Source organism: Bradyrhizobium sp. GCM10028915 (genome assembly GCF_042666195.1).
In the GTDB taxonomy this organism is placed as follows: domain Bacteria; phylum Pseudomonadota; class Alphaproteobacteria; order Rhizobiales; family Xanthobacteraceae; genus Bradyrhizobium; species Bradyrhizobium canariense_D.
Genome location: NZ_JBHTFN010000065.1, coordinates 754,016 through 764,337, shown reverse-complemented (window position 1 = coordinate 764,337; position 10,322 = coordinate 754,016). Strand labels below are relative to the sequence as shown.

8 protein-coding genes are annotated in these 10,322 nt (G+C 64.3%); 3 read left to right on the top strand and 5 right to left on the bottom strand.

Going from position 1 to position 10,322, the window contains the following annotated elements:
- The first annotated feature begins 202 nt into the window (after window positions 1–202).
- The 3 genes from ACFQX9_RS33265 to ACFQX9_RS33255 all read left to right on the top strand — a co-directional run bounded on the left by ACFQX9_RS33265 (window position 203) and on the right by ACFQX9_RS33255 (window position 4,769).
- A complete protein-coding gene (locus ACFQX9_RS33265) occupies window positions 203–1,069 on the top strand; it encodes a 3-keto-5-aminohexanoate cleavage protein (RefSeq protein WP_377791590.1) in 867 nt (288 codons plus the stop codon).
- Window positions 1,070–1,182: 113 nt separating this feature from the next.
- Window positions 1,183–2,799 (top strand): acyl-CoA carboxylase subunit beta, encoded by a 1,617-nt coding sequence (locus ACFQX9_RS33260; RefSeq protein ID WP_377791589.1) that lies wholly within the window; start codon window positions 1,183–1,185, stop codon window positions 2,797–2,799.
- A complete protein-coding gene (locus ACFQX9_RS33255; protein WP_377791588.1) occupies window positions 2,796–4,769 on the top strand; it encodes an acetyl-CoA carboxylase biotin carboxylase subunit in 1,974 nt (657 codons plus the stop codon). Before ACFQX9_RS33260 ends, ACFQX9_RS33255 begins: the two co-directional genes overlap by 4 nt.
- A gap of 50 nt (window positions 4,770–4,819) precedes the next feature.
- On the opposite strand, the gene ACFQX9_RS33250 is transcribed toward ACFQX9_RS33255, so the two are convergent.
- From ACFQX9_RS33250 to ACFQX9_RS33230, 5 genes are read right to left on the bottom strand one after another with little or no spacing between them, the layout of a single operon-like run.
- On the bottom strand, window positions 4,820–5,806 hold the full coding sequence (locus ACFQX9_RS33250; RefSeq protein WP_018455964.1) for an ABC transporter ATP-binding protein: 987 nt from the start codon (window positions 5,804–5,806) through the stop codon (window positions 4,820–4,822).
- Window positions 5,803–6,810 (bottom strand): ABC transporter ATP-binding protein, encoded by a 1,008-nt coding sequence (locus ACFQX9_RS33245; protein WP_018455965.1) that lies wholly within the window; start codon window positions 6,808–6,810, stop codon window positions 5,803–5,805. Before ACFQX9_RS33245 ends, ACFQX9_RS33250 begins: the two co-directional genes overlap by 4 nt.
- Window positions 6,810–7,703, bottom strand: a complete 894-nt coding sequence (locus tag ACFQX9_RS33240; protein WP_018455966.1) for an ABC transporter permease — start codon at window positions 7,701–7,703, stop codon at window positions 6,810–6,812. Before ACFQX9_RS33240 ends, ACFQX9_RS33245 begins: the two co-directional genes overlap by 1 nt.
- A 9-nt stretch (window positions 7,704–7,712) precedes the next feature.
- The gene (locus ACFQX9_RS33235) at window positions 7,713–8,660 is read right to left on the bottom strand and encodes an ABC transporter permease (RefSeq protein ID WP_018455967.1); all 948 of its coding nucleotides are present in this window, start codon (window positions 8,658–8,660) and stop codon (window positions 7,713–7,715) included.
- A 35-nt stretch (window positions 8,661–8,695) separates the two neighbouring features.
- Window positions 8,696–10,294 carry an ABC transporter substrate-binding protein gene (locus tag ACFQX9_RS33230; RefSeq protein ID WP_377791587.1) on the bottom strand — a complete coding sequence of 533 codons (1,599 nt, stop codon included), beginning with the start codon at window positions 10,292–10,294 and terminating at the stop codon, window positions 8,696–8,698.
- Window positions 10,295–10,322 lie beyond the last annotated feature (28 nt).

The window sequence follows — 10,322 nt, the reverse complement described above, 5'->3', positions numbered from 1 at the left end:
CGCTCATCGCCTGCGCCCGCAAGCTCCTGATCTACGCCAATACTGTCGTGCAACGGGGCACGCCCTGGATCGAAAAAGCCGCCTAGCCTTTAATGGTTGCTACGGTTTATCGCCTTTTTCCAGCTTCTCCGCGCAAGAAGCCGCCTGCCGCCCATCACATGATCGCAAACGTTGAATTATCAACGTGCGAGACATTCAAGGCATGAGCGACAAGGCCGTCATCACCTGCGCGCTGAACGGCGTGCTCACCGACCCGAAGCAGCACAACGTGCCTGTCACGCCCGAGCAGATGGCGCGCGAGGCCAAGGCTGCGTTCGATGCCGGCGCGTCCATCATGCACATCCATCTGCGTCAGCAGGCGCCGGACAAGGGGCATCTGCCGTCCTGGGAGGTCAGCGTCAGCAAGGAGATCCAGCAGGCGATTCGCGAAGCCTGCCCTGGCGTGATCATCAATCACACCTCCGGCGTCTCCGGGCCGAACTACAACGGTGCGCTGGATTGTATCCGCGAGACCAGGCCGGAGATCGCGGCCTGCAATGCCGGCTCGCTAAATTACCTGAAGGTGAAGGCCGACAACAGCTGGGCCTGGCCGCCGATGATGTTCGACAATGCGGTCGAGAAGGTGAAGGACTATCTCGACGTCATGAACGCGGTCGGTACCATCCCCGAATTCGAATGTTTTGACGTCGGCATCGTCCGCTGCGTCGGCATGTACCGCCAGGTCGGCATGTACAAGGGCCCGCTCGAGTATAACTTTGTGATGGGCGTCGCCTCCGGCATGCCGTCGGATCCCGATCTGCTGCCGATCCTGATCAAGCTGAAGCGTCCCGAGGCGCAATTTCAGGTCACCGCGATAGGCCGCGAAGAAATCTGGCCGCTGCACCAGCGCTGTGCGGAGCTCGGCGGTCATCTGCGCACCGGTCTCGAAGATGCCTTCTATCTCGCCGACGGCAAGAAGGTAACGTCGAACGGCCAGCTGATCGACGCCATCGCCGTCTGCGCCCGCCGTGCCGGCCGCGAGATCGCGAGCCCGGCGGAAGCGCGAAAGATTTTTGGGACGAATAGGTAAATTATCGCCTCAACCGTCATTGCGAGCGAAGCGAAGCAATCCAGAATCTTTCCATGGATGCGCCTGGATTGCTTCGTCGCTTTGCTCCTCGCAATGACGAGCAGGATTGAGTTATGTCCATTCTCGAAAACACGATTTCTCCCGGCAGTGCCGCCTATCGCGCCAACCGCGACGGCATGCTTGGCCTGATCGACCGCATGCGCGCGCTGGAAGAGCGCACGCGTGCGGCATCAGCCGCGGCGAAAGACCGCTTCCACAAGCGCGGCCAGCTGTTGCCGCGCGAGCGCGTCGCGCTGGTGCTCGATCCCGGCGCGCCCTTCATCGAGCTGTCCACGCTCGCCGGCTACATGTTCGACGTATCTGATCCGGACAAGAGCGTCCCCGGCGGCGGCGTCATCGCCGGCATCGGTTTCGTCTCGGGCATCCGTTGCATGGTCAGCGCCAACGATTCCGGCATCGATGCCGGCGCGCTTCAGCCCTACGGCCTCGACAAGACGATACGCGTGCAGGAGCTCGCGCTGGAGAACAAGCTGCCTTACGTCCAGCTGGTCGAAAGCGCCGGCGCCAATCTCCTGCGCTACCGCGTCGAAGACTTTGTCCGCGGCGGCAACATCTTCCGCAATCTCGCGCGACTCTCCGCAGCGGGCCTGCCCGTCGTGACCGTAACCCATGGCTCCTCGACCGCCGGCGGCGCCTATCAGACCGGCCTGTCCGACTACATCGTCATGGTCCGTGGCCGCACCCGCGCCTTCCTCGCCGGGCCGCCGCTGCTGAAGGCCGCCACCGGCGAGATCGCGACCGAAGAGGAGCTTGGCGGCGCCGAGATGCACACGCAGGTGTCGGGACTTGGCGACTACCTCGCCGAGGATGACCGCGACGCCCTGCGCATCGCGCGCGAGATCATGGCGGCGCTGGAATGGGAACGGCCGGGCAGGGCGAGCGCGGAATATAAGCCGCCGCGCTACGATCAAGACGAACTGCTCGGCATTATGCCGATGGACCACAAGCGCTCCGTGGACATGAAGCAGGTGATCGCACGTATCGTCGATGATTCCAACTTCACCGAGATGGCGCCGAACTACGGCCCGGCCACCGTCTGCGGCCATGCCCGCATCGAGGGCCAGACCATCGGCATCATCACCAACAACGGTCCGCTCGATCCGGCCGGTGCCAACAAGGCGACGCATTTCATCCAGGCGTGCTGCCAAACCCGAACGCCGCTGCTCTATCTGAACAACACCACCGGCTACATGGTCGGCAAAGCTTACGAAGAAGCCGGCATGATCAAGCATGGCTCCAAGATGATCCAGGCGGTGACGTCGGCGACAGTGCCGCAGATCACCATCTATTGCGGCGCCTCGTTCGGCGCCGGCAATTACGGCATGTGCGGGCGCGGCTTCCATCCGCGCTTCTGCTTCTCCTGGCCCAACGCCAAGACTGCCGTGATGGGCGGTGAGCAGGCCGCCGAGACCATGGCGATCGTCACCGAAGCCGCAGCCGCGCGTCGCGGCAAGCCGGTCGAAAAAGAAAAGCTCGATGGCATGAAGGCGCAGATCGTCGGCGTGTTCGACGGCCAGATGGACGTGTTCTCGACCAGCGCGCGCGTGCTCGACGACGGCGTGATCGATCCGCGCGACACCCGCGCGGTGCTGTCCGAAGTGCTCGCGACCTGTCGTGAAGGTGACGCGCGGAGCCCACAGCGCATGCAATTCTCGGTGGCCCGCCCATGAGGAACGGATCAGTGCAGCACCGGCCGTTCTTCAAGGTCCTGATCGCCAATCGCGGCGAGATCGCACTGCGGGTGATGCGCAGCGCGCGGAAGCTCGGCCTCGGCGTCGTCGCGGTCTATTCGGATGCGGATAGGGATGCGCTTCATGTGCAACAGGCCGACCAGGCCGTGCGAGTCGGCGAAGCGCTGCCGGCGCAGTCCTATCTCAACATCGCCGCGATCATAGCGGCCGCAAAGGCCAGCGGCGCGGATGCCGTTCATCCCGGCTATGGCTTCCTCGCCGAGAACGAGGAGTTTGCGCAAGCCTGCAAGGATGCCGGCCTCGTCTTCATCGGCCCGTCGCCGCAGGCGATCGAGACAATGGGCAACAAGGCCGGTGCCAAGGAGATCATGAAAAAGGCCGGCGTGCCCGTCGTGCCCGGCTATCAGGGCGCCGATCAGGGCGATGAAGTCATGCTCGCGGAGGCGAGAGAGATCGGCTTTCCCGTGATGATCAAGGCGGTCGCCGGCGGCGGTGGACGCGGGATGCGGCTCGTTGCGGATGCCAATTCGTTCCCCGAGGCACTGCGTAGCGCGCGGTCCGAGGCGAAGGCGGCGTTTGGCGATCCGACGGTGATCCTCGAACGCGCCATCCAGAATCCCCGTCACATCGAAATTCAGGTGTTCGGCGACAGCCATGGCAACGCCATCCATCTTGGCGAGCGCGACTGCTCGGTGCAGCGGCGGCACCAGAAACTAATCGAGGAGGCGCCGTCGACCGCAGTCACGCCCGACCTGCGTGCGAAGATGGGCGAGGTCGCGGTCGCCGCGGTGAAGGCGTTGCGTTACGAGGGCGCCGGCACGCTCGAATTTCTGCTCGATGCGAGCGGCGGATTCTACTTCATGGAGATGAATACGCGTCTCCAGGTCGAGCATCCCGTCACCGAGGCCATCACCGGGCTCGATCTCGTCGAATTGCAGCTGCGCGTCGCGCGCGGCGAGTCGCTGCCGGTCAAGCAGCAGGACATTCGCTTCACAGGCCACGCCATCGAGGTGCGGCTGTGCTCGGAGGACGCCGCGCAGGATTTCATGCCGCAGTCCGGGCGCATGGCGCGCTGGCAGGTGCCGGATGGCATCCGCGTCGAACATGCGCTGCAATCGGGCTCCGAGATTCCGCCGTTCTACGATTCCATGATCGCGAAGGTGATCGGCCATGGCGCGACCCGCGAGGAGGCGAGGGGGCGGCTGATCGTCGGCCTGGAGCAACTGACCGGATTTGGTGTGACTACCAATCAGACTTTCCTGATGTCATGCCTGCGTCATCCCGGCTTCGCCAAAGGCGAGGCGACCACGGCGTTCATTGGTGCCCATCGCGACGAGCTGCTGGCGCCGCGCGCGGACGCCGCATTCGACATGGCCTTGGCCGGCCTGCTGCTCTACGTCACGAACCCCCAGGCACCGTCGTGGCGCCGCGGACGGAGCCTCGCGGCAACGTTCCCGCTGCCGGCGAAAATCGAGATCGCAGGCCAGGCGCTTGAGCTAGAAGTCTGGCGCGAGCGCGATGGCAGCTACATTGTTGCCAGGGACGGCCGGCAAGACAAGTTCGAGATCGACCAACTCGATCTCGACGTGATCCGCTTCCGCCATGACGGCGTGATGGACAGTGCCAAATTCCTGCGCGACGGCGACCGGCTCCACCTCCAGCGCCGCGGCATCCCGCTCGCGGCGACCGATCTCACCCTCGCCGCGCCGAAGGCGGCCGCAAGCAACGGAGACGGCAAGGTTCGCGCTGCCATGAACGGCCGCGTCGTTGCCGTCCTGGTCAAGCCGGGCGACCGCGTCACTGCCGGCCAGCCGGTGATGACGCTGGAAGCGATGAAGATGGAGCATGTCCACAAGGCCGGCATCGACGGCGTCGTCGCCGCGATCAACGTCGCCGAGGGCGAGCAGGTGACAACGGGCCGGATCGTGGCGGAGATCGGGGCTGAGTAGGGCGGCAAGCTCAACTCGTCGCCCCGGCGAAGGCCGGGACGACAGCGGAGCTACTGGCTCCGCCCCGTTCCGCCATTGAGCAAACACGCCACCTGGTGCCCGTCCCCCGCGTCCACCAACGCCGGTCGTTCCGTCCTGCATCGCTCCATCGCATACCGGCAGCGGGTGTGAAACGCACAGCCCGGCGGCGGATTGACCGGGCTTGGCACGTCGCCGTCGACCAGCGGCACGAGCTTTTTGGCGAGCGGGTTGGCGACCGGTACCGAGGCGAGCAGGGCCTGCGTGTAGGGATGGCGCGGATTGCGGAACAGCTCGTCCTTGTCCGCGATCTCGACGATGCGACCGAGATACATCACGGCGACGCGGTGACTGATATGGGCGACCACGGCGAGGTCATGCGCGATGAAGAGGTAGGAGAAGCCGTGCTGCCGTTGCAGATCGATCAGGAGATTGATCACCTGCGCCTGGATCGAGACATCGAGCGCGGAGACCGGCTCGTCGCAGACGATCAGGCGGGGCCCGAGCGCCAGCGCGCGGGCGATGCAGATGCGCTGGCGCTGGCCGCCGGAGAATTGATGCGGGAAGTTGCGCATCTGGTCGGGCCGCAAGCCAACCTGCTCGAACAGCTGTGCGGTACGTGCCTCCAGCGCTTTGCCGGTCGCGAGCCCGTGCACGAACAGCGGCTCGCCCACGATGTCTCCGGCAGTCATGCGCGGGTTGAGCGAGGCGAAAGGATCCTGGAATACGATCTGCATCGAACGACGGTGTGGCCGCAGCGCGGACTTGGAGAGATGCGTGATGTCCTCGCCTTCGAGGCGAATCTGGCCCGAGGTCGGCTCGACCAGCCGCAGCACGCTGCGCGCCACCGTCGACTTGCCGCAGCCGGATTCGCCGACAAGGCCCAGCGTCTCCCCGACCCCAACCGAAAACGAGACGCCGTCGACCGCATGCACTGTGCCGATTTGTCGGCGCAACACGCCGGCGCGCACCGGATAGTGCTTCTTGAGTTCGGTGACTTCGAGCAGTGCGTCGGTCATGCCACCTCCGCCACTTCGGCTGCGCGCCAGCAGGCCGCGAGATGGCCGCCGCCCCAATCGATGAGCGGCGGATATTCGGCCTCGCAGCGCTTGATCGCGAGCTTGCAGCGTGGCGCGAACGCGCAACCTTTGGGCAGCCCCACCAGCGACGGCACGGTGCCGGGAATTTCGTTCAACCGTGCCGGCGCGGCAACGCCGGGCGCCGGCACCGCCGGGATCGATGCCATCAATCCGCGCGTGTAGGGGTGCTTTGGCGCGGCGAACAGCGCCTCGACGCTCGCTTCCTCGACCTTGCGTCCCGCATACATCACGATGACGCGTTGCGCGGTCTGCGCGACGACGCCGAGATCATGCGTGATCAGCACGAGCCCGGTGCCGAGCTCTTTCTGAAGGTCTAGGATCAGCGCCAGAATCTGCGCCTGGATGGTGACGTCGAGCGCGGTCGTGGGCTCGTCCGCGATCAGCAGCACCGGCCGGCACGCCAGCGCCATCGCGATCATGGCGCGCTGGCGCATGCCGCCGGACAGCTGATGCGGATATTCCCGCGCGCGCCGAGCCGGCTCGGGGATGCGCACCAGGCGCAGCATCTCGATTGCGATGCCCCGGGCCTCTTTGCTCGACATGTTCCGGTGCAGCCGCACGGTCTCGACGATCTGGTCGCCGATCCGCATCACCGGATTGAGCGAGGTCATCGGCTCCTGGAAGATCATCGAGATGCGGTTGCCCCTGACGGCACGCATCTCTGCTTCGTCCAGCGTCAGAAGGTCGGTGCCTTCGAGCGTGACGGAGCCGCCGACGATGCGGCCGGGTGGATCCGGCACCAGCCGCATCAGCGATAGTGCAGTGACGCTCTTGCCGCAGCCGGATTCGCCGACGATCGCCAGCGTCTCGCCGCGCTTCACCGTGAAGGAAACATCATCGACGGCCTTGAACAGACCGGAGTTGGTGAAGAACACCGTCTTCAGGTTCTTCACCTCGATCACGAGATCGGAGTTCTCAGCCATCAGCCGCGCTGCCGGGGATCGAGGATGTCGCGCAAGGCGTCACCGAACAGATTGGCGCCGAACACCGCGAGGCTGATGGCGATGCCCGGGAAGATCACCAGCCATGGCGCCGTGCGGACATATTCGGCGGCGGATTCAGAGAGCATGCGCCCCCACGACGGGTACGGCTCGGGAATGCCGAGGCCGAGGAAGGAGAGCGAGGCTTCCGTGAGGATAGTCGAGCCGAGCTGGGCCGTCGCAAGCACGATCAGCGGCGCCAGCGTATTCGGCAGCACGTGACGGAGCGCAATGCGTACCTCGCTCATGCCGATCGACTTGGCGGCCTCGATGAATGGCAGCTCGCGCAGCGCCAGCGTGTTGGCGCGGATGACGCGCGAGACGGTCGGGATCAGCGGAATGGCGATCGCAATGATGACGTTCGGCAAGGACGGCCCAAGCGCCGCGGTCATGATCAGGGCCAGCACCAGCAGCGGCAGCGCCTGGAGGACATCGGAGACGCGCTGGAACACGAGATCGACCCAGCCGGAGAGATAGCCGGAGGTGAGGCCGACGATCACGCCGATGCTGCCGCCGAGCGCCGTCGAGCCGATGCCGACCGCGAGCGAGATCCGCGCGCCATGAATGATGCGGCTGAAGACATCGCGGCCGAAGGAATCCGTGCCCATCCAGTGTGCCAGGCTTGGACGCGCCAGTGCCCGAGCGGCATCGATCGTCAGCGGATCGTAACGCGCGATGAAGTCGGCGAAGATCGCGGTGAACACGAACAGGGTCATGATGACGAGCCCGGCCGCGCCCAGCACATGCCGCTGCGCCAAAAACAGCACGCGCCGCCAGCCGACGGTCGCGTGCGCCCCGGCGCGCCTCAGTTCAACGTCATAGTCGATCGCAGCCAACAGGTTCTCCTAATCCGTGTACCGGATACGCGGGTCGAACACCGCGTACAGCATGTCCACGATGAAATTCGCGCTCACCACGACGATGGCAATCAGCATCACCAGGTTCTGCACGATCGGATAATCGCGCCAGCGAATCGCCTCGACCAGGAAGCGCGCGACGCCGGGGATGTTGAACACCGTCTCCGTCACGATGAGGCCGCCGATCAGGAACGCCGCTTCGATGCCAATCACGGTGATGACGGGCAGAATCGCATTCTTCAGCGCATGCTGATAGTTCACAGCGGCGTCCGATGCGCCCTTGGCACGCGCGGTGCGGATATAGTCCTGCCGCAGCACCTCCAGCATCGAGGATCGCGTGATGCGCATGGTCAGTGCCGCGCTGCGGAAGCCGACGGCTGCGGCGGGCACGGCATAGGTCGCAAACGCTTCCAGCCAAGTCGCTGGATTCGGGTTGAAGATCGGCATCTGGTTGAACATCGCCACCGAGGCGGTGAGGATGAGCAGGCCAAGCCAGAACGAAGGCAGCGACAATCCGCTGAGGCTCACCACACGCAATGCGTAGTCGAGCCTCGTTCCCTGCTTCACCGCGCTGATCACGCCAAGGGGGATGCCGATCGAGGTCGAGAACAACAGCGCCAGGCCAGCGAGCCGTGCGGTGATCGGGATCCGTGGCAGGATCTCCTGGAGCGCCGGCTTCTCGGAGACGTAGGAGTAGCCAAAATCGCCGCGCAGGAAGCCGCTGATCCAGTGCCAATATTGCACCACCAGCGGCTGGTCGATGCCGAGCTCCTTCTCCAGATTGGCCTTGTCGGCGGGGTCCACATAGCCCGCGGCGGCGAACAGGATGTCGACGATATTCCCGGGGACGATGCGCAGCAGGAAGAAGATGACGATCGAGATCCCGAACAGGGTCAGGAGCATCAGCAACAGGCGCCGCACCAGATAGGCAAACATGCATCGCCTCCCGTCGAACCCGTCAGCCGCCCGCGCTACTTGTCCATCCAGACGTCCTCGTAGCGATAGCCATTGTAGGAGCTGTTCGACATCACCGTCACGCCCTTGACGTAAGGTTGCCAGCAGCTGCCGGTACGTGCGTGGAAGATGATCGGGCGGGCGACGTCCTCCTGCAGCTTCTTGTCGATGTCCCACACCAGCTTCTTGCGGTTGTTAATGTCGGTCTCCTGGGACTGCACGTCGAACAGCTTTTCGATCTCCTTGTTGCAGTAATTGGTGTAGTTGCGCTCGGAGCCGCAGGAATAGTTCTCGTAGAAGGACTGGTCGGGGTCGTCGACGGCATTGCCGGTCAAATTGAGCCCGAGCATGTAATCCTTCCGCGCGATCTTCGGGAACCAGTTTGCGGTCTCGACCACGTCGACCTCGCCGTCGATATAGATGCTCTTGAGCTGATCGATCAGGATCACCGCAGGATCGCGGTAGACCGGAATGTTGCGGGTCGAGACCTTGACGGCGAGATGCTTATCCGGCCCATAGCCGGCCTTCTGCATCAGCTTTTTTGCTTCCTCACGGTTGGCGTTGATGTCGGGGCCGTAGCCCGGAATGGTCTCGAGCATCTCCTTCGGCATCCCCCACAGCCCATTCGGCGGCGGCAGCAGGGTGCCGCCGATGTCACCCTGGCCCTCGAACAAGATCGAGATGAAGGCCTTTCGGTCGAGCGACAGCGCCATGGCGCGACGGATGTCGATATTGTCGAACGGCGGCGCGGACGAATTGACGATGATGTTGGTGGCGACATTGTTGGGCTCGACCACGCAGACCGCGTTCGGCGCCTGCGATTTGACGTCCTTGAGCAGCGGGATGCTCACCTCGGTCGGGAAGGTCATGTCGAACTTGCCGGCGACGAACGCGAGGATCGCGGTGGAGCGGTTCGGGATGATGGTGAACTCGATGCCGTCGAGATAGGGCCGGCCCTTGCGCCAATAGTCGGGATTGCGGGTCAGCTTGATCGATTCATTGGCCTTGAACTCGACGAACTTGAACGGCCCGGTGCCGATCGGGTGCGTGCGCATGTCGCCGGGCGAGACGTGGCAGGGATAGACCGGCGTGTAGCCCGAGGCGAGCAGCGCCAGCAGCGAAGGCTGTGGCCGCTTCAGATTGAAGGAGACCTCGAGATCGCCGTTGGTGGAGACGTCGTTGACCTGTTCGTACCAGCTCTTGCGCGGGTTCTGCCGGAACTTCTGCTGCGACTTGCCCATCAGCATGTCGAAGGTGCATTTGACGTCCGCCGAGGTGAACGGCTTGCCGTCGTGCCACTTCACGCCCTGGCGTAGCTTGAAGGTCAGCGTCTTGTTGTCGTTGACCCAGGCCCAGCTCTCGGCGAGCTCGGGCACGATGGTGTCTATGCTGTTCTGCGCCACGTCCTGCTTGTAGATGACGAGGTTGTTGAACACCGGCATGAAGGGAACGTTGAGCGAGTAGGTCGCGCCTTCGTGGATCGAGGCATTGCCGGGACTGTCGCGGTGGTACATCCGCAAAATGCCGCCCTGCTTGGGCTCGCTGGCGAGTGCAACGCTCGAAAACGCAAGCAAAGATAGCGCCGCCGTCGCGGCGAGCGCCCGTACGCTCCGCATCCTCGTCCTCCCTGGACATCGGCCTTTT

Bases quoted from the DNA above. Each gene is read 5' to 3' on its own strand.
- ACFQX9_RS33250 (WP_018455964.1), bottom strand. From the start codon at position 5,806: ATGACCGACGCACTGCTCGAAGTCACCGAACTCAAGAAGCACTATCCG.
- ACFQX9_RS33255 (WP_377791588.1), top strand. From the start codon at position 2,796: ATGAGGAACGGATCAGTGCAGCACCGGCCGTTCTTCAAGGTCCTGATC.
- ACFQX9_RS33235 (WP_018455967.1), bottom strand. From the start codon at position 8,660: ATGTTTGCCTATCTGGTGCGGCGCCTGTTGCTGATGCTCCTGACCCTG.
- ACFQX9_RS33265 (WP_377791590.1), top strand. From the start codon at position 203: ATGAGCGACAAGGCCGTCATCACCTGCGCGCTGAACGGCGTGCTCACC.
- ACFQX9_RS33230 (WP_377791587.1), bottom strand. From the start codon at position 10,294: ATGCGGAGCGTACGGGCGCTCGCCGCGACGGCGGCGCTATCTTTGCTT.
- ACFQX9_RS33245 (WP_018455965.1), bottom strand. From the start codon at position 6,810: ATGGCTGAGAACTCCGATCTCGTGATCGAGGTGAAGAACCTGAAGACG.
- ACFQX9_RS33260 (WP_377791589.1), top strand. From the start codon at position 1,183: ATGTCCATTCTCGAAAACACGATTTCTCCCGGCAGTGCCGCCTATCGC.